16 protein-coding genes are annotated in these 24,652 nt (G+C 59.5%); 10 read left to right on the top strand and 6 right to left on the bottom strand.

Annotated elements, in window-relative coordinates; translation table 11 throughout:
• Positions 1 to 37: 37 nt before the first annotated feature.
• A complete protein-coding gene (locus CRI94_RS02750) occupies positions 38 to 976 on the top strand; it encodes a universal stress protein (RefSeq protein ID WP_098074114.1) in 939 nt (312 codons plus the stop codon).
• Between the two features lie 103 nt (positions 977 to 1,079).
• Here the strand turns inward: CRI94_RS02750 and CRI94_RS02745 are convergent, their stop codons facing one another.
• The 4 genes from CRI94_RS02745 to CRI94_RS02730 form a co-directional block, all read right to left on the bottom strand.
• Positions 1,080 to 1,739 carry a hypothetical protein gene (locus tag CRI94_RS02745; protein ID WP_098074113.1) on the bottom strand — a complete coding sequence of 220 codons (660 nt, stop codon included), beginning with the start codon at positions 1,737 to 1,739 and terminating at the stop codon, positions 1,080 to 1,082.
• Between the two features lie 131 nt (positions 1,740 to 1,870).
• A complete protein-coding gene (locus tag CRI94_RS02740; protein ID WP_098074112.1) occupies positions 1,871 to 2,248 on the bottom strand; it encodes a hypothetical protein in 378 nt (125 codons plus the stop codon).
• A gap of 861 nt (positions 2,249 to 3,109) precedes the next feature.
• On the bottom strand, positions 3,110 to 6,985 hold the full coding sequence (locus CRI94_RS02735) for a PAS domain S-box protein (RefSeq protein WP_179862121.1): 3,876 nt from the start codon (positions 6,983 to 6,985) through the stop codon (positions 3,110 to 3,112).
• Positions 6,986 to 7,252: 267 nt separating this feature from the next.
• Positions 7,253 to 8,467, bottom strand: a complete 1,215-nt coding sequence (locus CRI94_RS02730; protein ID WP_245846048.1) for a DUF819 family protein — start codon at positions 8,465 to 8,467, stop codon at positions 7,253 to 7,255.
• A gap of 484 nt (positions 8,468 to 8,951) precedes the next feature.
• Between CRI94_RS02730 and hemA the strand changes: the two genes are divergently transcribed.
• The 3 genes from hemA to CRI94_RS02710 all read left to right on the top strand — a co-directional run bounded on the left by hemA (position 8,952) and on the right by CRI94_RS02710 (position 12,391).
• On the top strand, positions 8,952 to 10,385 hold the full coding sequence (hemA, locus tag CRI94_RS02720) for a glutamyl-tRNA reductase (protein ID WP_098074108.1): 1,434 nt from the start codon (positions 8,952 to 8,954) through the stop codon (positions 10,383 to 10,385).
• A 249-nt stretch (positions 10,386 to 10,634) separates the two neighbouring features.
• Positions 10,635 to 11,600, top strand: coding sequence for a hydroxymethylbilane synthase (gene hemC, locus CRI94_RS02715; RefSeq protein ID WP_098074107.1), 966 nt, complete (start codon positions 10,635 to 10,637; stop codon positions 11,598 to 11,600).
• Positions 11,601 to 11,659: 59 nt separating this feature from the next.
• A complete protein-coding gene (locus CRI94_RS02710) occupies positions 11,660 to 12,391 on the top strand; it encodes a uroporphyrinogen-III synthase (RefSeq protein ID WP_098074106.1) in 732 nt (243 codons plus the stop codon).
• Here CRI94_RS02710 and thiE read toward each other — a convergent pair.
• On the bottom strand, positions 12,388 to 13,134 hold the full coding sequence (gene thiE / locus CRI94_RS02705) for a thiamine phosphate synthase (RefSeq protein ID WP_245846047.1): 747 nt from the start codon (positions 13,132 to 13,134) through the stop codon (positions 12,388 to 12,390). The genes CRI94_RS02710 and thiE overlap by 4 nt on opposite strands.
• Before the next feature lie 192 nt (positions 13,135 to 13,326).
• Here thiE and CRI94_RS02700 point away from each other — a divergent pair, with 192 nt between their 5' ends.
• The 5 genes from CRI94_RS02700 to CRI94_RS02680 all read left to right on the top strand — a co-directional run bounded on the left by CRI94_RS02700 (position 13,327) and on the right by CRI94_RS02680 (position 22,806).
• Positions 13,327 to 14,676, top strand: a complete 1,350-nt coding sequence (locus tag CRI94_RS02700) for a glycerate kinase type-2 family protein (RefSeq protein WP_098074104.1) — start codon at positions 13,327 to 13,329, stop codon at positions 14,674 to 14,676.
• Between the two features lie 208 nt (positions 14,677 to 14,884).
• Positions 14,885 to 17,497 (top strand): M14 family metallopeptidase, encoded by a 2,613-nt coding sequence (locus CRI94_RS02695; protein WP_245846046.1) that lies wholly within the window; start codon positions 14,885 to 14,887, stop codon positions 17,495 to 17,497.
• 238 nt (positions 17,498 to 17,735) lie between these two features.
• The gene (locus CRI94_RS02690) at positions 17,736 to 19,133 is read left to right on the top strand and encodes a hypothetical protein (RefSeq protein ID WP_098074102.1); all 1,398 of its coding nucleotides are present in this window, start codon (positions 17,736 to 17,738) and stop codon (positions 19,131 to 19,133) included.
• Between the two features lie 194 nt (positions 19,134 to 19,327).
• A complete protein-coding gene (locus tag CRI94_RS02685; RefSeq protein WP_098074101.1) occupies positions 19,328 to 21,406 on the top strand; it encodes a thioredoxin domain-containing protein in 2,079 nt (692 codons plus the stop codon).
• Positions 21,407 to 21,618: 212 nt separating this feature from the next.
• Positions 21,619 to 22,806, top strand: a complete 1,188-nt coding sequence (locus tag CRI94_RS02680) for a thiolase family protein (RefSeq protein WP_098074100.1) — start codon at positions 21,619 to 21,621, stop codon at positions 22,804 to 22,806.
• Positions 22,807 to 22,909: 103 nt separating this feature from the next.
• On the opposite strand, the gene CRI94_RS02675 is transcribed toward CRI94_RS02680, so the two are convergent.
• On the bottom strand, positions 22,910 to 23,899 hold the full coding sequence (locus CRI94_RS02675; protein WP_143815271.1) for a DUF4097 family beta strand repeat-containing protein: 990 nt from the start codon (positions 23,897 to 23,899) through the stop codon (positions 22,910 to 22,912).
• 52 nt (positions 23,900 to 23,951) lie between these two features.
• Here CRI94_RS02675 and CRI94_RS02670 point away from each other — a divergent pair, with 52 nt between their 5' ends.
• Complete coding sequence (locus CRI94_RS02670) at positions 23,952 to 24,584, top strand: DNA-3-methyladenine glycosylase (protein ID WP_098074098.1); 633 nt, start codon at positions 23,952 to 23,954, stop codon at positions 24,582 to 24,584.
• The last annotated feature ends 68 nt before the right edge of the window (positions 24,585 to 24,652 follow it).

The following is a 24,652-nucleotide window of genomic DNA, read 5'->3' as shown; positions in this document are numbered from 1 at the left end:
CCCTGACGTTCCCTTTCCGTACCTAAGCTCTCTTTCTATGGACATTCAGAAGATTCTCGTACCGACCGACTTCTCCGCCTGTGCTCAGCACGCACTGACCAAGGCGGTAGATCTGGCGGAACGATTCGACGCGACCCTTCACGTGTTGCACGTGGTTGATGAACTCGACCCCGAGTTTTATGGCATCGACGACGCACAGAAGAAGGCGACGCAGATCCGGGCTCGCATTCGAGAGGAAGCGCAGGATCGCCTGAATCACATGGTCCCGGACGGTGAATCGATTGAGATTGACACGGCCGTCTCCGTCCATCTCAGCTTCGACGTCGCAGCCACGATCCACGATTATATCGAGGAAAATGGGATCGATCTGGTCGTGATGGGCACACACGGTCACAGAAATATCGAGCGGCTGATGCTGGGCAATGTCGCGGACAAACTGGTCCGGCATGCCCGCTGCCCGGTGATTACGGTGAACGAGGAAGTGCCGTGGATTGAAGGAGAGAAGGGGAGAATCGTCGAGGAAGTACTTGCTCCGGTGGACTTTTCTGAGCACTCTAAACAGGCGGTTCGCGTAGCGAAAGAGTTCGCTGACGTATATGGAGCGACGCTGCACCTTCTGTTCGTGGCAGAGAAACGGACCGTGCCTACGTTCAGCGATACCGGACTGCCGGGCGTCGGTGTAGTAGAGATGGACGAAGAAATTGTAGCCAACGCAGATAAAGCGTTACGTCAGCTTTCAGACTCCGTCGGCGGACCTGATGTACCGATAACCACCGCCGTCAAACACGGACGAGTCGCAGAGAGCGTCATCGACTATGCTGAAACGGAAGGAACGCAGCTCATCGTCATGGCGACGCGCGGTCTCAGCGGGGTCGAACGTTTTCTGCTCGGGTCGAATACGGAGCGCATCGTCCGCGTGGCGCAGTGCCCGGTTCTAACGATGCTCACGGAGAAGACAGAGGAAGCCAAAGCCTGAGCGTGCGGCTTGCCTCTCACACACTGTGGCGAAATGAAGGGACCTCTCGCACGTGCGATGCGGGAGGTCCCCTTTTTTGCTAGATATGTAGAAGAAATATATTCTATCGGCTTGCTTCTTCTGGGTGGTTCTGTGCGGCTTCGCGCTCGGGGTGACCGGTGGCGCGGGACGAGGGAGCGTCGCCTGACGGGGTTTCCCGCTCTTCAGTGACGTTGGGCCCTGTCGCAAACGTGGTCGATCCTTCCGGGACAAAGTCACCGGTAGTCTCGTCGCCATGCGATCTCCCCGACGTCGTGTCCTGTATCGCCGGGTCGTTGAACGGGTTGATGAAGAAGGCCATGACAGGCGCCCAGATCAACAACACCAGGAGCGACCACATGACACTTTGCGTCCAGAACGAGAGCCGAGCCTGGTCGACGAATAAGCTGATCAAACTCACTGCCGCCCATACGACGACGAAGCCGGAGAAGACATAGGCTCCGATACGGAATGCTGATCGCTTCGGTCGGGGTGCACCGTTCGTTGCAGACCTTCCTGTGGTCTCAGCAGGGACCGATGGGGTTGCAATCGGTTCATTGGTCTCCGCCTTAGACCGTGCCGCGACATAGACGAGTGCTGGTGCAACGATGACCGTTCCTAGCAGACTCAACATGAGCGTCTGCGTCCAGAACGCAAGATGGTCAGCATCGGCGACGATTCCGATAATGCTGACGAACACGCCGGCAAAGACAATTGCGGCGATGACATACAAGAGCCACTTCATGGCATTGGAGCGGGTTGGCGATGAGGTAATAATCACCCTCACTCCGCGTTGCCATGCAGCTACGCCGGGATGTGCTATGAACCACAGCACATCCCGGCGACTTACCAAGCCACGTATTTTTGCGCAGTCACCTACGCGCTCACGGTCTCTTGTTCATTCTCCTCAGGCCACAGCTTCCTTCCGTTGGCCATCCGGTTGATCTGCTCAACGTCGAGTGCCCGCGTCGGCGGAGCGTCCCGCGATCCTGTGTCGAACGACGGAACCTCGTTCTCTTCGGGAATAGATTCACCGTTGCGCTCGTCTGAGGCAGGTCGGGGCGCGGGAGGCGTCGCAAACATCTGCGAATTGACGAAGGCGTAGAACGGAGCGATCACGAGGCCCGCGAGTAAGCTCCACATTAGGCTCGTTGTCCAGAATTCAGGACGAGCACCATCGGCGAGAACGCCGGTAAAGCTCACCAGAATCCAGAGGCCCAAAATAGAGGCGAGAGTGGTAAGTAGCCGCTTCATGGTAAGAAGAGGTCGGAGTAAGGGTAGCCGTGGGAACATCGGTTGGAGGCTTCCCAGGTACAACACTGCCGTGGGCAGTTGCTCGCAACCGAAAGGGGTACATCGGGGGCGCGTCATCTAGCGTCGATGCAACCACCATAGACGGAATGACGCGACTGTATGTCGAAAACTATATTCCAGAAGAATGGACTTTTTTGTGCGTAGCCTTCTTCCGAACATGAATAGAATGTGTGGAAGGTAGACTTGTTCCGGTACCTTTCACCCGTCAAGGTAGAAAATACTCAGGTTCATGAGTGGGGCAAGATGCCCACGAATCAGTGCGAAAGTTGGCCTACGTGAATTTGCGGTTGTGGGTGTGGCTACGACCGCTGGCTAAGGGTTGGAGGATGTGGTCGTTGTCCGTGGATGCAGTTAAGATCACGTGTGTAGCGCCCATAAACGCCTCACGGACGGTATGAGTGACGTACGAACGGTTGCTCAGGCTAGATGAATGGGAGAGGAGGCATCTCCATTGGTCCGGCAATTCAGGCCCATAGATTTTGGTACCGACCCGCTTCATTTTTCATCGACCCCATGGGCGATCCTGCTCACTCGTAGCTTGCGTCGCCTGATCGTTACATTTGGTGCTCGTCCGATCTCAGGAATACGATTAATTATCGATGCCTCATTTCATCTTCGGTAGATGTGGCATGCGAACATCTGTGACATATCTGGCGGTTCGTGGCGGTAAAAGGTCCGAACACAACGTGCTTCGATGATAGAGAGCGAGCGAACCGGGCGGGATCCAGGCGCGTGAAGCAGGTGAACCCGGTGTGCCCTTGGGGTGCCGCACGCAGCTCGATTGAGGTATTGTGAGGGCCACTAAAGCTCCCGCGGAAGCGTAACGGTAAAACACGTTCCTACGCCTTCGGTGCTGCTGACCGAGATCTCTCCGCCCATCAGCCGGATGAGTTGCCGTGTGATCGCGAGTCCTAGACCCGTACCCTGGTGGTCGTTGTCCGGGCCAGAAGGAGCCTGCAGAAACGGTTCGAAAAGATGCTGGCGGAAATCGTCCGGCACACCGATTCCTGTATCCTCCACCTCGAGTGTGACGACATCATCCGTGCCGCTGGCGCGAACCGTAACGTGACCTCCCTCCGGTGTGAACTTGATCGCATTCCCGATCAGGTTGTCAAGGATCCGGTCCAGAGCCGATACATCGAGGTGTGAGCGCAGGGGAGAGGCGGGAACCTCCGTCCGCATCGTCACGTTGGCTTCCGCGGTCTTCGGTTGGAAAAGCCGAACGGATTCCTGTGTTCGCTTCTTGACATCGACCCACTCCGGGCAGCACTTCATCGCTCCCGCCTCGAGTTTGGATAGGTCCAAGACGGAGTTCAGCGTTCGCAGCAACCGCTGGCTACTGCGGCCAATAATCGTAGCGATGTCGTTCTCGGTCGTAGATTCACGACCCTCCAACACCTCCGCAAAACCGATGATCGATGTGAGCGGCGTGCGGATCTCATGACTCATGTTCGCGAGGAATGTGGACTTCAGCCGACTCATCTGCTGGGCCTCCTCCTTGGCTCGGCGCAACTCCTCCTCACGTGCTCGCCGGTCCGTTACGTCTCGCATCACCGTTTGCGCGGCCGGCTGCTCACGATACGTAATCGGGACGGACTGAGAGACGATCGTTCGGGAGCTCCCATCGAGACCGGTAATGGTATGCTCCCATGGTTCGGTCTTCTCTCGACCGTCGATTACGCGGCGCATTCGATCTTTAAGCGTTCCGAGATGTGAGTCGTGAACCATATGCCGCAAGGTTTCCTTCTCCAGATCGGACAACGAATCCGCTCCCAGAATTGCTAGCGCCGCTTCATTTGCGTAAGCGACCTGGCCGTCGATCGAAATCATTACGCCTTCCGGATGGTGCTCGACCAGAGCTTTCCATCTCTGTTCGCTCCGTCGCAGGGCAGCGCGGGTGCGTTTTTGCTTCGACACGATGAACGTTTGTGCAACGACATCCGCGATGGCGCCGGCGAAATTAATGAGATCCGCTGACCAGCTGCGACGCTCGCCGATATGCTCAGCAGACACCAGGCCGACGAGTTGGCCACCAATTCGCACCGGAGCATCGAGCGTCGATCGGATGTCACGCTCATCGTTGTAGGCCTTTAGCTTGGCTAGCCGCTCATCCGCGTGAACATCCTCGCTACAGACGGCACGGTGGCCCCGAATGGCTTTTAGATACTGTTGATACGACGACTTTCCAATCCGCATTCCAAGATCATCCTGGTCTCCCGGACCGACGACCTCAATGCAAATGAAGTCGTCCGTCTGATCATCCCGTTTCCAGATGCTGAGCCGATCGGTTCCAAACGCATCTTTAGCGGTTTGAGCAGCATAGCGCAGGATCTCGTCGACATTATCGCGCTTCTCCACGAGCATCTTCGCTAGCCCGGACAGGATGTCGTTATGCTCGCGGATGCGGATCTGTCGTTCCATCCGCTCGGTCACGTCTTCCATTACCAAGACAACCTGTGATATATTGCCTTGGTTATCGTGTAGCGGCGCCGCATTGATCGAAAGAATGACGTCTGCGCCCGGTCGATCGAGCACCATTTCCACGTCAAATACCGGCCGCTCTGAGTCTAGCACCCGCTGAAACGGCAGTTGATCGGACGTGAAGGGATGACCATCAATGTCGTGGGCCGACCAGAATGTTGCGTCGAGGAAGTTCTCCGAAAGCACCGCGCGGCGTGATCGAAGAAGGGTCTCTGCACGGGTATTTACAAACGATACGCGGCCTCGTCTATCAGCCACGATGATTCCAGCGGCGCTCGTTTCAGCCACACCTCGTAGAAGATCTCGCTCCTGTCGCAGCGACTCGCGAGCTTCAATCTCCTGCGTCACGTCTTGTGCCGTGGCAGCCACCCCGATCACGGTACCAGAATGGTTGACCAGCGGCGTCATTGACCACTCGCAGAGGATGAGCCGCCCGGCCTTCGTGAGGTTTCTGCGACGCTGTTGGCGAATCGGTCGTTGATTCGAAATGATGTCCCGCCACATGTCCTGCGTTTCCTCGCGATCGGCGTAGGGCGAGAGGTCAGCGACGTGAAGACCGCGGGCCTCGCGGGCCGTGTAGCCAAAGATCTGCTCGGCTGCCGGATTCCATTTTACGATCCGACCGTCAACATCCCACTCTACGAACGCCAAAGGCGAGTGCTCGACGTGCAAGGATAGACGCTGCTCGGATTGCCGAAGCTCTCGCTTCGCTCGTCGCTCTTCCGTGATATCCCTCGTACTCGCGATGATCGCCTCCAGGGCTCCTTGTTCACCGAGAAGGGGGACGAAGGTGGCGATGATGACCCGCTCCGTGCCGTCGTCCCGTTGAATGGGGACAACCCTCTGTGTAAAGGACTCCTCTTCGCGGCATCGCTGAAGGATTGGAAGAAGCGGCTCCCAAATGCCCGTGGGATAAAGCTTCTCCGGACGTTTCCCGATCATGCCTTCAGCGTCGACATCACTCGAAGCTGCTGCAAGATCATTTGCATACAGATAGCGCAGGTCGGCATCGAAGATCGCCGTTGCGAATGGATAGGTGTCGATTGTCGAGGCGAGCAGGCGCTCGCTATGGTTTAGCGCAGCTTCTGCTTCCTTGATGGGCGTGACATCCTGCTGGATTCCCCAGACGCGGTGGACGGCCCCATCAATGATGATGCTAAATGCTGTATTGGAGAAGTAGAGCCGATTTCCTGCCTGGTCTTCTTCCTGCGTGATGACGTTGCTCACGCGGTAGCCTTTCTTGATGAAAGTCCGCTGGACAGACCGGTTTGCCTCCGCCTCGCCACCGTACAGATCGCTAAGCCGTAATCCGATGATCTCTTCCGGAGAGTCGACCCCGTACATTTGTGCATACGCTTCGTTGCACTCTGCAACCCGGGAGGCTACCAGGAATCGATCCACCTGCTCATCCACGTCCAGATCGGTCGGTACGGGAGGGTCTACCTCCATGCGGTAGATTCCCTGGTCGCTTTCGGAGATGAAACGGCGGTATCGGAGGTGGCCTGTAGCATCCGCATATCCCTGAACGGAGGATGACGCCAGTTCGGCCGCGTCGGTGAGGACTTCGGATATCGCTGCGTTTGGATCGGGCCGGTGCTCAATCGGCCCTCTGTCAACAGACGGTTCCTCGCCTGACTCGCGACCTGTATCCGTTTCGGTCTTTTCGAGCCAGGAGAGAGCATGATCCGACACGAGAAGTAATATACCCCAGGTGCCGTCTGAGGTAGAGCGATGGCATTCTGCGTTCCCGGCAGGTGCATCCAGAACTTCGGGGTCAGACGGCGCAGTTAGAGCGATTCCCGCGATGGACGCAGACGGGGTCGCGGACGATTCCACCGTACCTGCATCTGCACATCGATCGTGTTCGATCATCCCACGATCACGAGTCACGTTCTCCGCGCTTACGTGGACATATGGTCCCTCGGAGGCCCAGACGTGCTCGGACAATATCGAGAGAGCCTCCGGATCGATGGACGCCGGACGCAACGACGATTCTCCATGTGAGATCGACGGGTGCCACGTCTCTGCACGGCTGTCATCATTCTGTGTCGATGGAAAAAGGATGACGCCCCACGACATGCCGGATGCTCGGACCGCCATTCGGACGATGCGTTCGAGGGCACCCTTCAACTTGACCGCAGACGAACGTCTGGCCGAGTTCTGCGCGTTGTGTTCGATGAGTTTAGCTACGTCCATGTCGATCAGAGTGTCACGCTGTACGGCTACCATTTTCCGTTAGATAAAAGAGAAGCACATAATCACTCCACCTCCCGGGAGGCAATAAGATTAAGTGTGCAATGTGGTACTCTAACTATCTAGGAATTATGCGTATAACGTTGGTTTGAAGTTGATGGGTGTCCCCGCAGTCCTCTGGCATTCATCGCGTGTAAGGTAATGATTTTATGCTGCCTGCGGCGGCGCTATTCGCGGATTCCATCGGCGTGCTGCTGAAACAGTACTGTGTCATATCAAGAAGAGGTGCACGTATCGAAGCAACTCTGCGCAGAAGAGTGCGACGTAGACGCCCAAAATATATCCAGCAACCCCCATGAGAAGCCCGACGGGCGCGAGACTAGGCACATACACGCCGGCCACAATCGGGGCGCTCGCGGCGCCACCAACGTTAGCCATCGAACCTGTGGCAACAAAAAAGAGCGGGGACTTTGATATGATCGCGGCGCCGAAGAGCAGTGCAACGTGAACGGAAAGCCATGCTGCACCGGCAACGAGGTAAAGTGGAGCATCCAGGACAGCTTTGAGGTCGGCGCTGGCTCCGATCGAGGTGAGGAGCAGGTACAGCGCTGCGTAGCCAATGCGGGAGGCACCGTCCGTTTCTAACGAGCGGGCGGGCGTGAACGAAAGAGCGAGTCCGACGGTCACGACAATCAGGATGGCCCACGTTCCCTGGCTAATGACCGTGGGGTCGCCCAGTTCTGGGAGCTCCGCTCCGAGCCCCTGCGCGGCAAGAGTCGCACCGAGTCCGAGTCCAAGGATGATGATAAACTTCCCGAGGGTGATCGGGACACGGTCGGTCTCAATTTCTTCGAGCTGTCCCTGAAGCTTGTCGATGACCTCGCGGCTCGCTCCCACCCAGTTATCGAACTTGGTCTGATAGGCGCTGAGGAAAATCAGAATGCCCATCCACCCGTATCCGGCGACCACATCCACGACGAGAAGCGGCGCCAGCGTCGAGTCTGGGGTCGAAACGGCTTCTTTCACGAACAGCATGTTGGCCGTGCCGCCAATCCAACTGCCGGACAGCGCGGCAAATCCCTTCCACGCCACCGGGTCGCTGAAAAAGCCGCCGAAGATGAGGAACGCAATCGGGGCGCCGAGCACGATCCCGAGCGTACCGACGAGCATCATGAACAGCGCGCGCGGACCGAGGCGAAGGATGGCTCGGACATCCACCGTGATCATGAGGAGGAAGAGAGAGAACGGCAGAAGGTAGGTCGACATCCAGTCGTAGACCGGAGAACTTGCCGGCGTGATGCCCAGGGTGGTGAGCATCATCGGGATAAAGTACGCCCAGATGACGGGAGGCACGTATTTGAACAGCGGTTCGAGCTTCTCGATGCTCGAAATGGCAAAAACGCCCGCAAGCACCGACGCCAGGACGGCGATCACGGTCATCGGGTCGGTAAACAGGGGGGCGGGGGAGGCGAGAACGGGGTCCACGGCGGAGCAGTCGATTGAAGAGGCGTGAGTCGAGGGCACGTATCGCCGTAAGATGGCGGTGGGCGAACACAGGTGCAACCGATGGTCACGTTCATACCGGTTGCGCGTGCTGAGCAGGTGACGGATGGTCTGTGTCTGTTCATCCGGTGCCGGGGGACCCAAGGTACCGATAAGAAATCTAGCAGTCACTCAGGTTGAGACGGGGCACGTTTCTCACACTAGCGCAGAGACTGCCTCCCGGAAAGCGCCCCGCATGCTTGGTGGGGGATCCCCCTACAGACAAACGTCACGTTCGGCACCACCTTTCAGACTGTGATCGTACCGAAACGCGTGGTAGGACGCGTCGGGGACGACGACATCAGCCGCGCCGAATGAATTCGAAAAACAGATTCGGTTCATTTGGTTTTCACCACGCCGCTTGAACTCGGTATTGTGTTTGTTGTACGTATCGTTGCATTCGTCTACGCAAAGGGTATCGCGCCGCATGGCCTTCTACGCATTCGGACTTAATTACGAGCAGGCGCCGGTCCACGTGACCGAGGCGTTCTCGCTCGACGAGGTGGATCAACGTGAGCTGTACGCCACGCTCGACCTATCCGACGACGCGGAGGTGATCTTCCTCTCGACGTGCAATCGCACCGAGGTTTATCTCTACGGAAATCAGCAAGATGTTGCGGAGATCCGCTCCGCATTAAGCGAGAAGGCCGGTCGCCCATTTCCTGATGCGGACGCCTTCTGGTTTGAGGACGAAGAAGCGATTCTCCACGTTCTGGAGGTCGCGAGTGGTATCCGTTCCATGGTGCCCGGCGACGGTCAAATCCTCTCGCAGATAAAAGATGCGTATCGTCTTGCGGTGGACGGGGACGCTGTCGATTCGCTTCTGCACCGTCTCATGCACACCGCCTTCCGGGCAGCAAAACGTGTTGCTACGGAGACAGACCTTTCGAGCGGAGCCGCATCGGTTTCTACAGCCTCTGTGGCGATGGCGCGCGGTTATTTCGGCAGCGGGCAGAGTGACTTCTCCGACCTGAACATCCTTCTCGTCGGTGCGGGTAAAATGGGCCGCCTCGCCCTCGGAGCGCTTGATACCTCGAAGCCTTCATCTGTGACCGTTACGAACCGTTCTCCGGAACGGGCCGAGCGGGTTGCCGTCGAGCACGGCGCGCAGACCGGCGCCTGGGAACGCCGACACGAACTGGTGAAGTCAGCCGATTTCGTCATCGTGGCAACCGGGGCCCCGGAGCCGGTCATCACGTCCACAGATCTCGCGATGCAGAACGGAGGGACGTCTACCCTGCTCGTCGATATTTCAATGCCACGCAACATTGATCCGGGCGTAAGTCAGCTCGACGGCTATACCGTCTTCGACCTGGATGACCTGCAGGCCTACGTGGAGGAAACGGAGGCGCGCCGGGGAGCAGAGATCCCACGCGCCCGAGAGATTTGCGCGGACCTTATGTCGGATTTTGTCACGTGGGTTTTCCATCAGCAGGCGCTTCAGCCCGCGATTCAGGCAATCCGCAACACGTTCGATGCCATTCGTGAGCAGGAAGTTGACCGTCACGCCCATCGCACCGGGATGAACCGGGAGGAGGTTGACCGGCTGACGAATTCGATCATGCAAAAGCTGCTGGCGGTACCGATCGTCAAGCTCAAGAACGTCGACCCGGATAGCATCGACTTCGTTCGTGGAATCAAGCTGCTACACGCCCTGTTCTCGCGTCCGTCCTGCGAGGATGAGTCGGCTCAGAAGGCGCGGGAGAAGAACCGTGACTACGAGACGCCGTCCTTGTCAGATTCCGCCGGCGCCTGCCCATTCGATACGCACAGCACGAGCGGTACTGATGACGTCGATGAGCTACTTCGACGCGCTGTGATGTTGACCTCAGAAGAGGAGTCGGCATCCGAGGACGCGTAACGCTCGATCCGACGTACGAAGCCAGCACATTTTACCGCATCGACTTTCGCCGCATCCGTTGTCTCGTTTGGACACGGTGCGGCATTTTCTATGTGCGGATGTGAAACACGGATGAGCGCACGTCGAATCCGTTGGTCGAAGGTGAACATTCCGGTAGCGATCCGGGTTGTGGGTGCAGATGTGTATTCCGCGGCGTGCAGCAGAACGGTCGTTCGCTTCAGTCGCTTTTTTCCACGAACCCAGCATTTTATGCCCATCCCGGATCCACTCGTTATCGGTACGCGCGGGAGCGAACTTGCGCTCTGGCAGGCCAATTTCGTCAAGTCGCAGCTGGAGGCCCATGGCCATCGTGTCGACATTGAGGTGATCGTGACACGGGGGGATCAAGTGCTCGACGTTCCTATCTCCGAAATCGGGGACGAGGCTGTTTTCACGAAAGAGCTCGATCGCGCTCTACTTGCTGGCGATATCCACGTCGCCGTGCACTCGCTCAAAGATTTGCCGTCCAGGTTGCCGTCCGGGATTACCCTGGCAGCCATCGGTGAGCGCGAAGATCCAGGGGATGCCTTTGTCCCGCACCCAGGGGTAGACGAGAGCCTGGATGAGCTTCCAGAAGGGGCCGTGCTGGCGACTGCATCGCTTCGACGTCGGGCTCAGATTAAAGCGTGGCGGCCGGATATTGAGGTCGTCCCCGTTCGCGGAAATGTCGACAGTCGTCTCGAAAAGCTTGACGACAGTGACTGGCACGGGATGGTTCTCGCCATGGCTGGCCTCCTGCGCATGGGATTGAGTGCACGGATCGGAGAAGCATTTCCCAAGGACGTGATGGTCCCGGCTGTCGGGCAGGGGGCGCTTGGCATCGCCTGTGCGAGCGATGAACACGACACGGCGGATGCGCTCCAATCGATGCTTCACCACGAGGCGACCGCCATCGCTGTAACCGCAGAGCGCTCATTTATGCAGACCGTGGGCGGCGGATGTCAGGTGCCGACCGGTGCCTTCGCACGATTTAATGACGAAGAGGATGTCGTGATTGATGGCTGCATCGCCGGACTGGACGGGGAAGAAATGTACCGCGAGCGTCGGGTCTGTACTCCGGAGCAGGCGAGTGATGAGGCTCGGGATCTTGCGCAGACGCTCCTGGACGCGGGTGGGGCGGAGGTCCTGGACGAGATTATTGGCGACCGGACGAGCCGCGCGTCTTTTCGGTCGTGAGCAACGAAACCGTTTGAATTGCAGGTCTTCTTTATCCCTGACAAAAAGGCCACGATCCCATGGACGTCGTTCTGCTTCGGTCATGCGATTCCCCGGATCCATACGTGCACGCATTCGAGGAGCTCGGGTTAACGGCGTCATGTTGCCCGGTGCTACAGTTCGACTTTCCCAACCCGGAGCAGCTAGAACAGCAGCTTAACGCAGATGGGAAGTACAGTGGTCTAATTCTGACGAGCCCGCGAGCAGCACACGCGCTCAACCGCTCGTTCGACACGCATCCGGACATGCGAGACAACTGGACGGACCGCCCGGTTTTCGTCGTCGGACCGAAAACGGCAGCTGCGGTCGAATCTGCCGGTCTCACACCGCTCGGACAGGATGCAGGAAACGCAGCGTCGCTCGTCGACCGAATCGCTGATGTGTGGGTCGAGAAGAGGTTGCGCCGGCCCCTTCTGTTTCTGAGCGGCAACCGTCGTCGTGACACCATACCGACGGGACTCGCAGCGGCGGGAATTCCACTCGCAGAGCAGGAAGTGTATCAGACGTCCACCCGGCGTGACATTGAACTACCGGATGGCGTGCGATGGCTCTCTTTCTTCAGCCCGTCCGGTCTTGAGGCGCTTGAGGCGTCTCGCGTGATGCTCCATAACTATCGTCTCGCCGCGATTGGGCCGACAACTGCCCAAAAAATACGAGATGTTGGCCTCGAACCGGCCGCGGTCGCCGACGCGCCGACGCCGGACGATCTCGCCCGAGCCATCGTCCACGCCGACGAGACGAGTGAGGCTTAGGATGTTCGTAGTGCCCCGTCGATCGCCGCACGGAAGCGGGCAGCGGCGCGCTCGGGATTCTTCGACGTGGCAATGGACGAAAGAACCGCAATCCCGTAGGCTCCAGCATCGAGTGTGGGGCGGACGCGATCATGCGTGATTCCACCGATCGCGATGACGGGAATAGGAACGGCCTCGCACGCGTCCTGAAGGAGCTCGAGTCCGACGGTTGACCCCGGGTTTCGCTTGCTCTGCGTCTCGAAGACAGGGCCGAAGCCGATGTATGTTGCGCCTTCCTTGTACGCCGTGACGGCTTCGGATACCTTGTTTGCCGTGGCACCGATAATAGCGTCTTCACCAAGCAGACGGCGCGCGTCCTTGATCGGGAAATCCTCCTGTCCGAGATGCACTCCCGCTGCGCCAACAGCCTGGGCAACATCGACGCGGTCATCGACAATCATGGGCATCGACGCATCGCGACAGACATCTTGCGTGACCCGAGCCTGCGAAAGAATATTGCGAATTCCACCGTGCTTTTGCCTGAACTGAATCGTGTCCGCTCCGCCACGGAGTGCGAGTCGAGCGAGTTCAGCATGTGACTTCTCCTGCTGCAGCTTGAAGTCGGTGAGCACATGGAGCCGGCCGATACGAACGGGCATCCCAGCGGCAGTCGACTCCTCGGGGGCGCTGTCGGACGCCTCGTCTGGGGCGTCTACAGGCTCGTCGTGGTTGGAAGAGGCGTCGCCATCGCTAGATGTGGCCATAACGGTTGCGTCGGGCAGAAAATAAGAGAAGACAGGTTAAGAAACGTTCGGTCCGTCTATGACTGCTGAACGATGCGGTTTCCGGTCCCCCGGTAGGGGCCATGCGAATACGACGCTAGCGATTCATTGCGCGTGCTGACCCGCACCGGAAAATCGCACATTTCATTCGTTGATTGATAAGAAAACTCCGTCATGATGGATCGAAAAACGGCCGGACACGCATCCGGCGACAGGGAACGGCTCAAGGACGCGTTGTCGATCTTTCATTCTGCTGTCGATCGAGTTTCGGCCTCGACGTTGTTTCGCGAATTGGATTTAAGCCCGGTTGCGCCGCGCAGTCTTGAGACATATGACGGCGTGCGAGTAATCGCCTTCGGCAAGGCTGCAATGGCGATGGCCGGAGCGGCGGAAACGATGTGCGAGGAGCAGGACGTGCGGGTTCTCGGTGGGGTTGCCGTGGTGCCGCCGGGCTACCCGAACTCACTTCCAGAGAGCGAGCGTGCCCCTCAGGTCGTCGAAGTGATTACGGGAAATCACCCGGTCGCAGCGCAGAAAAGTGCGGAAGCGGGTCAACGCGTCCTCGACGAAGCCGCCCGTGCCTCGGTCGATGAACTGGTTCTGGTTCTCGTTTCCGGAGGAGGAACCGCGCTCGTTTCCACACCGGTCGAAGACGTGGACGCATGGGACCTCCGCGCAACCTATCGTCTGTTACTTCGATGCGGCGCGTCTATTCATGACGTGAATGCTGTGCGGAAGCATCTGACGCGGGTGGGAGGAGGGCAGCTTGCCACGAACTGTGGAGCGGACATCGCGGCGCTCGTCGTCTCAGATGTCCCGGGTGATCCACTGTCTGTCATCGCCAGCGGTCCGACCGTACCGGATCCGTCGACGTACGAGGATGCGATGCGGGTCGCATATCAGCATGACATCTGGCACGAGTTGCCGGAATCGGTTCGGAATCATCTTGCTGCCGGGGCGAGGGGACGCCGACAGGAAACGCCGAAGAGTGAGGAGGCGCTGGGGAGAGTACAAACGGAGATTATTGGCCGGAATGCCGACGCACTCGAAGCGGCTGCGGAGACAGCAATACAGCTGGGCTACGAAACGGCCCAGTCGGATGGCTCCTTAAGCGGGGAGGCCCGGGCGACGGGGCGCGTGCTTGCCGAGGAGATCCTGACCTCTGAGAGCAATGGTCGGCGCCTTTGGCTGTGGGGAGGCGAAACGACGGTGACGGTGTCCGGCGATGGTACGGGAGGACGAAACCAGGAGCTCGCGCTTTCGGCGGCGCTGGAGATGGAAGATCACGTCGAGGATGTTCTGCTCCTGAGCGGCGGAACCGACGGTATCGACGGACCAACAGATGCAGCGGGAGCATGGGCTACGCCAGAGACGGCGCAGAACATGCGGGACGCCGGCGTGGATCCAGACAATGCGCTCGAAAACAACGATAGCTACGCAGCGCATGGGGCTTCAGGGACTCGACTCACGACCGGACCGACGCACACCAACGTGATGGACATCGTCATTGGTCTACGGTCGTAAGTGGGCTTCTTTGCATCCTGGATCCCGTCGTGCTGACCATGCCCATTTCGCAAACGGCTGACGGCAGGTTGTGAGCGGTAATGCAAAGGTATTCGGTCTATCGTATACTTTAATGTCTTTCCGTAGATCTACGCCTGCGTATAGAGCGCACCGATCTACGTCCTGCACCCAAGCACTCTCTTCCTTTCGCGAGCCTCACCCGACCTGTATGCACGCACTGCATTTTCGTGGCCGATATCCGGCTGCAGCCCTCGCTTTCCTCCTCGTTGCCCTCGTTCTCTCTTCGCCTCAAAGCCTTCGCGCTCAGCCACAGGTTCCGCTGTCGATTGACACGCCCGTGCCCGGCGTCACCGAGTACGACGACGCCATCCCGACGCCACAAGACGTGATTGGTCATCGGATTGGGGAACGGCACACCCGTCCTGCACAGGTCGTGGACTACTTCCAGGCAGTTGCCGACGCGAGCGACCGTGTGAGCCTTGAGTCCCACGGCCGCACCTACGAAGGACGCCGCCTGATCCACGCCATCGTGACCTCGCCAGAGAATCAAGGGCGCCTCGACGAAATCAAGTCGGCGAATCAACAACTATCCTCAAGCCCCGCGTCGGTCTCCGACAGTGATCTGGAGTCGATGCCCGCGGTTGTGATGATGGGGTACTCGATCCACGGCGATGAAGCAAGTGGCACCGAGGCTTCGATTTTGCTGCTGTATCATCTTGCTGCCGGAAACGGGTCGGCCGTTGACGGGGTGCTGAACGACGCCGTCACGATCATCGACCCGATGTTCAACCCGGACGGCCGGGACCGTTTCGTCGACTGGGTCAACGGAAACCGGGGCGAGGTAGCGACGACAGATCCCCAGGATCGGGAGCACAACCAGCCGTGGCCGGGCGGGCGGACGAATCATTACTGGTTCGACCTGAATCGGGACTGGCTGCCAGGACAGCATCCCGCCTCGCAGGGTCGACTGAACGTTTTCCATGATTGGCGTCCGCAGGTGCTGACCGATTATCACGAAATGGGGCCGGAAGCCACGTACTTCTTCCAGCCAGGCATTCCGAGCCGTACGAACCCCAATACGCCGGAACGGAATCAGCGTCTCACGGGCGAAATTGCCACCTACCACGCCGACTACTTAAAGCGGATCGGGTCGCTTTTCTATACGCGCGAGTCCTTTGATGACTTCTATTACGGGAAAGGGTCCACGTACCCGGACATAAACGGCTCGATTGGGATTCTCTTCGAGCAGGCGTCGTCGCGCTCGCTGAAAACGGAAACGTCGAAGGGCGTGATGACCTACGCATTTACGGTGCGTAATCAGTTTCTCGCATCCCTCTCGACGATGGAGGCGGTGACGGAGATGAAAAAGGATCTTCTCGCGCACCAGCGGGATTTCTATGCGAACCGGGACGACGTGCTTGCCGATGCCGAAGAACGGGCGTACGTGATCGATCTTACGGATCGCCGCTCCCGTGCACAGTCCCTTGCAGAGACACTTCAGCGCCATCGAGTCAAGCTGTATGACCTCGGCGAATCCGTGACGCAGGACGGGCGCACGTACCGGCCGGGCGACGCGTACGTCGTTCCGCTCGATCAGGAGCAGGGACGGTTTGTGAAAGCCGTCATGGAGCGGACCTCCGAATACCCAGATTCGCTGTTTTACGATGTCTCGACCTGGACGCTCCCACTCGCGTTCGGCGTGGACTATGCTCCGCTTGATCGTACACCGGATCTCGGAAGCGAACTCGACGCTGTGTCACTCGATGGTGGCGAGGTTGTTGGCGGTCAGTCCAGCTACGCCTACGTGATGCCGTGGGGACGCTACTACGCGCCGCGAGCCGTCTACCGTCTACAGGATGCCGGCATTCGTCCGCGCGTCATGACGGATCCATTCAGCGTGCAAGTTGCTGGTGGTGGGACGCGCTCCTTCGACCGGGGTGCTATCGTCATCCAGGTGCAGCAGCGCGGCGTTTCGCCGGACTCCGTACACCGGGCCGTCGCGGACATTGCCGAGACGGATCACGTCGACATCGTCGCCGTCGCGGGTGGGATGACCCCGAGTGGACCCGATCTCGGGAGCCGCGGCTCCGAAATCTTGCCGAAACCCAAGGTTGCGCTCATCACCGGCACGGGTGGATCGTCCCGCTACAGTGGAGCGAGCGCGTACGACGCCGGAGAGGTGTGGCACCTCCTGAGCGAGCGAATGCACGTCCCCGTCTCGATGATCGATGTCGGGAGCGTGGAGAATGTCGACATGGATGAGTACACCACGGTCGTGCTTGCCGGCGGCGACTACAGCGGCCTGCCGAAGGAAGCAATGTCGACATGGGTCCAAGACGGCGGAACGCTCATCACGCTGCAGGATGCCGCGGAGTGGCCGATCGAAGCCGAACTCGTGACGATGGAGAAGCGCGAGGTGGACGTAGACTCGCTGGTTCGCGGGACGTCCTATGCCGATCTCCAGAATGCTTATGGTGCGCAGGGCATCGGCGGATCCATCTTCGAAGTTGAGCTCGATTCCACGCATCCCGTCGCCTACGGATATAGCGATACCGAAGCCGTCTTCCGCGTTGGAACGGGATTCTATGAGCCATCGAAGAAACCTGGCGTCAACGTAGGTACATACGCCACCCCGGCCCGAATCAGTGGATACATCAGCGAAGAGCAGGCGGAAGCGGCCAACGGCGCGGCGTCGATTGAGGCTCACGACGTGGTGCGCGGAAACGTGGTTATGTTCATGGACAACCCGAACTTCCGTGCCTTCTGGTACGGCACGAACGGACTGTTTCTGAATGCCATCTTCTTCAGCGAACTCCTCTAACGTACGCGCAATCAAATCCGCCCGAGCCGGCGCCGCAATGTGTGGGCGGCGATTCGAGCGGTGCAACTGCTGTGAAACACGACCTTTCTCTGGGCTTAAACGGCTCGGGGAAAGGTCGTTTTTTGTTCGTATGTATTCTAGTTCAAACTGCCACGCCAACGGTGTAGAGTCATTTCCCGCGCAAACGACTTCAGCCGTGCGAACTCGAACGTCGTCCTGATCATCTGACGCAGGGTTTATGAGCCTATCCATCGAGAATGTTGCGACTCGCACTGCACCCGGTATCGCGGTACTCCTGCTTGTCCTGGCCGTCGTGACGGTACCGAACGCAGCGGGGCAGGAGGCGCAGGTCCCGGTTGACCAGAACGGAACCGTGTATACAATCGACGCCGAGCTTCGACATGAGCTTGGCCTCTTTCCTGACATAACCGGATTCCAAAGCGCTGCGCTCTACGAGCTATCCGACGGACAGTTTGAGCTTGTCATACACTATCGCACGGGACAAAGCACGGTCCGCGAGCGGCGCACCCTCTCAACGAGCGATGTTCAATCGCTTCGCGCCAAGGTGACGAGTGGGCTGCAGCGGATAAAGGCCAGACCTCGACTGGATCAAGACGGGCGATATGGCTTGCTTGCATCGACGACGTTAATTGGCCTCGCGGAGGGAGGACTCGTGAGTGCTGCACTCGGTCTCGATGGGGAGGCGGCAGGCTCCGTTACGCTCATCGGGGGCGCGACCGGGTTCTTCGTTCCACTCGTTCTGACCCAGAATGCCAATGCGACGGAAGCAGAGGCCGACATGACGTTTTACGGCGGCCTGCAGGGAGCAGCGCACGGCCTACAACTGTATCTGCTCGCGAGTGGCGACGAGGACGTCGACGACGAGCGCCTGGCCACAGGTGTAACTGCACTTTCGATCGCGGGCGAAAGCCTCCTCGGCTACACCATTGCGCGCCGGAACGACTGGAGCGGCGGGCATGCTGAGATGACCTCGTTCACCGGTCTTTCCGGAAACCTGATCGGCTACGGACTTGCCCGCGGCTTTGTCGGAGACGGTGGATCGGTCCGCCTCCTGAGTGGACTATCTATTGCCGGATCCCTCACCGGGGCCGTCATCGGACACCAACTCGGGCGAAGCGACAGGTACACAGAAGGCGATGCCCGCATTTATCTTCAAACCGGTCTTCTGGCGGCAAACCTTTCGGGCTCGACTCTCGCCGCAGCAGACGTCGATGGAGAGTACGGTCCGTCCCTCGCTGTTACGCTGGCCGGTACGGGTGGACTCGTCCTCGGTCGGTACCTGGTCAGGAATCGAGACTTCACGTCGGCACAGGGAAATCTGGTTGTGCTCGGCGGAGTTGCTGGTTCTCTTTTCGGTGGCGGAATTGCGGTCGCAACGGAGGCCACCGAGGACACTGCTGTGATGCTCCAAGCGCTCGGCTCATTGGCGGGATCGGCCTTTACGTACGGCGTGTTCGCTGGAGATGCTGCCCGGCAGGCGCGCCAGCGTGGTTCAACCGTGGGGCTCAACCTGCGCATTACGCCGACGATCCCATCTCTCCCAGGCCCAAATGGACGGCGCATCCGGCTCAGCGACTCCGTTCAGCCGAAGGTCAGCCTCACGGCTCGATTCTAATTTGCATATCGCTCGTTTGAAGGACACCTGAGGGCCGTTCCGCCGTTGCTCGTTTGACTGCAACAGACCGGTGCTTGTCCGGGCGCGCATGAACGAGAGGACACGGGACGGGTACATTACAAGCGAGTGGTCAGGGTTGACAAATTGTAGCCAACCCTGGCATAGCGTCCGTTCAATAAGACCGTCGTGATCGAATGGCGAATCGCCTGGCTGACGAGCAGAGTCCGTATCTCCTGCAGCATAAGGACAACCCCGTCGACTGGTATCCGTGGGGAGAGGAGGCGTTTAAGAAAGCGCGGGAGGAGGACAAGCCCATTTTCCTCTCGATCGGCTACTCCACGTGTCACTGGTGCCACGTGATGGAGGAGGAGTCCTTCGAGGACGACGAGGTGGCCGAGCGGCTCAATGATACGTTTATCCCCATCAAGGTCGATCGCGAGGAGCGTCCGGACGTGGATAACATTTACATGAGCGTATGTCAGATGATGACGGGCCGCGGCGGATGGCCCTTGAATGTCCTCCTGACGCCGGACCGCCAACCGTTCTACGCGACTACGTACCTGCCGAAGCACGGTCGCATGCAGCGGATGGGTGTCATGGAACTGGCCGAGCGGGTGGGCGAACTATGGCGAGAAGACCGGGAAAAGCTTCTGAGCGACGCGAAAAAAATGACCGACGCCCTCCAGGAGGCAAGCGGGCGTCCGTCGCAGGGCACGATGCCAGGCGAAGAGGCACTTCAGCAGGCGTTTGACACCCTGTCGGACCGGTTTGACGACGTAAAAGGTGGTTTTGGCTCGCAGCCGAAATTTCCATCCCCGCACAACCTTCTTTTCCTCCTGCGACACTACCATCGTACGGACGATGATCGGGCGCTGGAAATGGTCGTCACCACCCTCGACAACATGCGGCTTGGTGGCATCTTCGATCACGTCGGCATGGGATTCCACCGCTACTCGACCGACCGGCACTGGCTGCTGCCGCACTTCGAGAAAATGCTGTACGACCAGGCGATGATGATACTGGCGTACACCGAGGCGTACCAGATCACGGGCTACACGCGATATGCTGAGACGGTCTCGGATATCCACGCGTACCTCACTCGCGACATGCAGTCGACGGGCGGCGGCTTTTTCTCTGCTGAAGATGCAGACAGCCTCAACGCGGACGGAGAACGCGAGGAGGGAGCGTTCTACGTGTGGACGACCAAGGAGCTGGAAGATCTACTTGGCGAGGAGAATGCCGCGTGGGTCATCGACGTGTTCAATGCACGGGAGAAAGGCAATTACGCGGACGAGTCCACGGGACAGAGGACGGGCGCCAACATCCTGCACCTCAAGCAATCGCTCGAAGATGTTGCGCGTGAGCGATGGGAGCCGATACGGCGAACACTACTGGAGGCGCGAGATGAACGACCACGCCCTGGCCTCGACGACAAAATCTTGACCGATTGGAATGGATTGCTCGTCGCAGCGCTGTCGCGCGCCGCGCGCGTCATGGAGGACGGTCACCGATTTGCAGCCTCAGCGGTTGAGGCGGCATCGTTCCTCCGGGATGAAATGGTCCATCGCGATGAGGACGGCACGGTCCGGCTGTGGCACCGACATCGGAACGGCGACACCGCCATTCGGGGCCACCTCGACGACTATGTGTTCCTCGCCTGGGGACTGCTGGATCTCTACGAAACGACGTTCGAGGCCAGTTGGCTTGCTCTCGCGAAGGATGTCGTCAATACGATGATCGATCGGTTCGAGGACGAGGAGAACGGCGGGTTCTTCTTCACAGCGGACGACGCCGAGGCGCTGATCGTCCGGCAGAAGGAGTTCTACGATGGTGCGATGCCGAGCGGCAATTCTGCGGCTCTCGATGTGCTGATCCGACTCAGCCGCATGACGGGGGACACGCGGTACGACGAGGCAGCCGAACAACTCCGGACGGCGGCCGCAGAACAAGTCGAATCCCAGCCCGCCGGTTTCACAGGATTCCTCATCGGGCTCCACGAAGCCCTCTCACCTTCGCGCGAGATCGTGATTGCAGGAGATCTCGACGAACCGGGCACTCGTGCAATGATCGAGGTGGTGCGTGAGCGATATCTACCGGGCACGGTCGTGCTTCATCGACCGAATGGGGCCCGACCGCCCATCGTCGATGTGGCGCCATTCACGGAGTCGCAAACCGCTGCTGACAAGGGAGCGGCCGCGTACGTCTGCCAAGCCTTTGCCTGTCAGGCACCAGTGCACTCCGCCGAAGAACTGGCCGCTCAGCTCCGCGAGTAGCAGCTGGGCGGATCCAGCACCGATCCATCTTAATAGGCACAAGGGGCTCGTGTGAGGTGTGCCCCTGCCTCTTTCCGTGCGGTCCGCATCGTTTTCCCTTGGCAAAAATTCGTTTGCCATCGTGAAAGCGGTTCCAGAATCTATTCGTGCGTGATTGCGGCCCCGTGTCGACAATGACCGTCCGATCTTTTCCCGATTCAACCTGATCTGCCATGCGTGATGTCTTTCTCTGTTCTGCCGTGCGAACGCCCATCGGACGCCTTGGGGGGACGCTCAAGAAGCACTCTCCGGTGGATCTCGGCGCCCACGCCATGAAGTCGGCGCTTGAGCGCGCGGATGTGGACGGCGGCGCACTCGATATTTTTGTGTTCGGCAACGTCCTCCGCGGTGGGCACGGCCAGCTCGTGCCACGTCAGGCGGCGTTCGAGGCGGGGATACCGAAGTCGATCGACGGATATGCGGTGGACATGGTCTGCGCCTCCAGCATGATGTCGATCCTGAACGGAGCGACAATGATTAAGGCAGGCGAGGCAAATCTCGTGCTTGCCGGAGGCACCGAGTCGATGTCGCAGGCCGGATTTTACCTCGATGCAAAGGCACGCTGGGGGTACACGTATGCGCCGCAGGGCGGGAATCTGCAGGATCTGATGTTCCGTGACGGTCTGTCGGACCCGTTCAGTGGAGATGCGATGGGCGATCAGACCGAGCGCCTGGCGGAAGAGCACGGCATCACGCGTGAGCAGCTCGACGAGATTGCAGCCACCTCTCAGCAACGGGCACACGCGGCCGCTGAAGCGGGTCGGTTCGACGCAGAAATCGCTCCGATGGACATCAAGACGCGGAAAGGTACGGAAACCTTCGCGTCGGACGAGGGCATTCGCGCCGGGACGACGGCAGAAGGGTTGGGTAACCTGCGTCCCGCGTTTAAGTCCGAAGGCGTGCTCACGGCCGGCAACTCGAGCCAGATTTCCGACGGGGCCGCCGCGGTCGTTCTCGCCAGTGCCGACGCCGTGGAAGCCCACGGACTGACTCCGCTCGCGAAGGTGACGAAGAGCTCCTGGTCCGCCGGCGAATCCTGGCGTTTTCCCGAAGCGCCGATCCCGGCCGTGGAATCCATTCTGGAAAAAACCGGCCGCAGCGCGTCGGACATCGACCTCTACGAGAACAACGAGGCGTTCGCGATTAACAGCATCCTGTTCCACCGTGCGCTCGACGTGCCATACGAGAAGCTCAACGTCAACGGTGGCGCGATTGCTCTGGGTCACCCGATCGGCGCATCCGGAACGCGGATCGTTGTTACGCTGCTTCACGCCCTGCTTCAGCGGGACCAGGAGACGGGCATCGCCGCAATCTGCCACGGTACAGGCGGCGGTGTCGCGCTCGGCGTCGACATCGTGTAACGTCGCGTCAGCACACCGAAGCTAGAAACAGGAAACGCAGGCTCTCCCTGGAGGGGGCCTGCGTTTTTCTTTGCCGCACGATCAGATCGGGCAAGTGGCTGGCCTAGGACTGCATGCAGCGTACCGTTCCGGGCACCGCACGGAGCGTCATCGGAGGGCCGCCTCCGTTGATCGTGCCCTCGACGCGCTTCTCCTCAAGGTCGCCCCGGAAGGGGATCGCGGTATCGAGTTCGACCGGTCGGCCTTCCAGCAAGATATCTGCGGAGACCGAAGAGCCCATGCTGACCGTGATCGGTCCGCCGGTAGCCCGGAGATCTGTTGCCGACGCTCGCGAACCACGAAGGGAGACGGGGCTCGCCTGGAGGTCTCCGCGGATCGAGCCGTCAACGTCGATCAGCTTGACTTCTGATGCGTTTGCCTCGACGTCGACCGCTCCCCGCACGTCGTTGAGGGTTAGCTTTCCGCCCGTGGCGCGGAGGCCGATGGCATTCGCCTCTACTCGCGACACCGACACATCTGCGGCTGTGCTGTGGACCTTAAGCTCCTCGCCGGAGAATTGCTCAACCGTCACGGGGTCGCCGTTCGCGGTGATGCGCAGGCTTCCGCCGATATCCGACACGTGGACGGGACACGCGGCCGCGATGATGTCGATATCGCCACGAAGACCGGACGCGTGAATTTCGCCCGACGGTGCCGAAATCTCGGCATCTGTGTTCGGGGGAAGGGCGAGATCGATGTGCAATGTCGCTTCGTTATTCCGCATCCAGCGCCAGTACGCGGCATCGCGGACAGGTTCTTCGGTCTGGACGTAGACCTGATCCTGCACTTGACGGGTCGAGAGGCGCACCCGGTCGAGAACGTCGTTCGCCTCGTCCTCCGCAACGCCTCCAACCGACACACTGACCACCACACGGTCATGATCGTCGCCGTGCCGAAGACGAACCGTGGCGCCAGGTACCTGCACGTTGAGGCGACAGCGCCGGTTGACGCGAAACTCCTGGTTCATCACGAGAACAGCATCGGACGGAACGGTTCGCTCCTGCATAGCGTGAGGGAATCGGGCGTTGATCGGCGTGATTAGATCCGGATCCATCCGGCGTCGGCAATATAAGCGCGGAGTGTCCCCACAACAAGCAGATCCGTTGATGAATCCGCTTCCCACGACATTCTTTGCACGAGACACGCTCATCGTCGCTCGCGACATGCTGGGTACACATCTCGTGCGACGCCATCCGGATGGTTCGGCTCGGATCGGACGGATCGTTGAAACGGAGGCATACACGCAAGATGATCCCGCCTTTCATGGATGGGGCCTTCTCGATCCAGAAACCGGAAAATTGCGCCATCAGGGGCGGGCGGCCGATCTGTTCAAGCCGCCGGGAACGGCATACGTGTACCTCATTTATGGCATCCACTGGCTCCTGAACGTGGTGACGGAGCGGGAAGGCATCGGTGGTGCCGTGTTGATCCGCGCGGTGGAGCCCATCGAGGGCATCGATCGCATGCGCGCCGACCGATCCGTGTCGCGGGACCGCGACCTGACCAACGGGCCCGGGAAGTTGACGCAGGCCTTCGGAATCGACGGCGACGACCATACGCGCGATCTCACGGAGCCGCCGATCTTTTTCACGCGGGGGCACCCTGTATCCGACGAGCAAGTCGAGACCACCTCACGGATCGGCATTTCAAAAGGCGTCGATCGGTCATGGCGCTTCCTGGTACGCGGCAACCGGTTCGTGTCGTCCGGGACGCCGTCCGATGAGAAATACTCGGACTGATAGAGCGTCTGCAATACGGAGGTGTACTCTTGTGTGGCCACGCCCGGGTCGAGAGGCGGGGCAACCGG

Source organism: Longibacter salinarum (genome assembly GCF_002554795.1).
Classification (GTDB): domain Bacteria; phylum Bacteroidota; class Rhodothermia; order Rhodothermales; family Salinibacteraceae; genus Longibacter; species Longibacter salinarum.
This window is presented reverse-complemented; position numbering and strand designations above follow the sequence as displayed.

Coding starts and splice junctions, on each gene's coding strand:
- CRI94_RS02750 (WP_098074114.1), top strand. CDS start 38: ATGGACATTCAGAAGATTCTCGTACCGACCGACTTCTCCGCCTGTGCT.
- CRI94_RS02745 (WP_098074113.1), bottom strand. CDS start 1,739: ATGAAGTGGCTCTTGTATGTCATCGCCGCAATTGTCTTTGCCGGCGTG.
- CRI94_RS02740 (WP_098074112.1), bottom strand. CDS start 2,248: ATGAAGCGGCTACTTACCACTCTCGCCTCTATTTTGGGCCTCTGGATT.
- CRI94_RS02735 (WP_179862121.1), bottom strand. CDS start 6,985: ATGGACGTAGCTAAACTCATCGAACACAACGCGCAGAACTCGGCCAGA.
- hemA (WP_098074108.1), top strand. CDS start 8,952: ATGGCCTTCTACGCATTCGGACTTAATTACGAGCAGGCGCCGGTCCAC.
- hemC (WP_098074107.1), top strand. CDS start 10,635: ATGCCCATCCCGGATCCACTCGTTATCGGTACGCGCGGGAGCGAACTT.
- CRI94_RS02710 (WP_098074106.1), top strand. CDS start 11,660: ATGGACGTCGTTCTGCTTCGGTCATGCGATTCCCCGGATCCATACGTG.
- thiE (WP_245846047.1), bottom strand. CDS start 13,134: ATGGCCACATCTAGCGATGGCGACGCCTCTTCCAACCACGACGAGCCT.
- CRI94_RS02700 (WP_098074104.1), top strand. CDS start 13,327: ATGATGGATCGAAAAACGGCCGGACACGCATCCGGCGACAGGGAACGG.
- CRI94_RS02695 (WP_245846046.1), top strand. CDS start 14,885: ATGCACGCACTGCATTTTCGTGGCCGATATCCGGCTGCAGCCCTCGCT.
- CRI94_RS02690 (WP_098074102.1), top strand. CDS start 17,736: ATGAGCCTATCCATCGAGAATGTTGCGACTCGCACTGCACCCGGTATC.
- CRI94_RS02685 (WP_098074101.1), top strand. CDS start 19,328: ATGGCGAATCGCCTGGCTGACGAGCAGAGTCCGTATCTCCTGCAGCAT.
- CRI94_RS02680 (WP_098074100.1), top strand. CDS start 21,619: ATGCGTGATGTCTTTCTCTGTTCTGCCGTGCGAACGCCCATCGGACGC.
- CRI94_RS02675 (WP_143815271.1), bottom strand. CDS start 23,899: ATGGATCCGGATCTAATCACGCCGATCAACGCCCGATTCCCTCACGCT.
- CRI94_RS02670 (WP_098074098.1), top strand. CDS start 23,952: ATGAATCCGCTTCCCACGACATTCTTTGCACGAGACACGCTCATCGTC.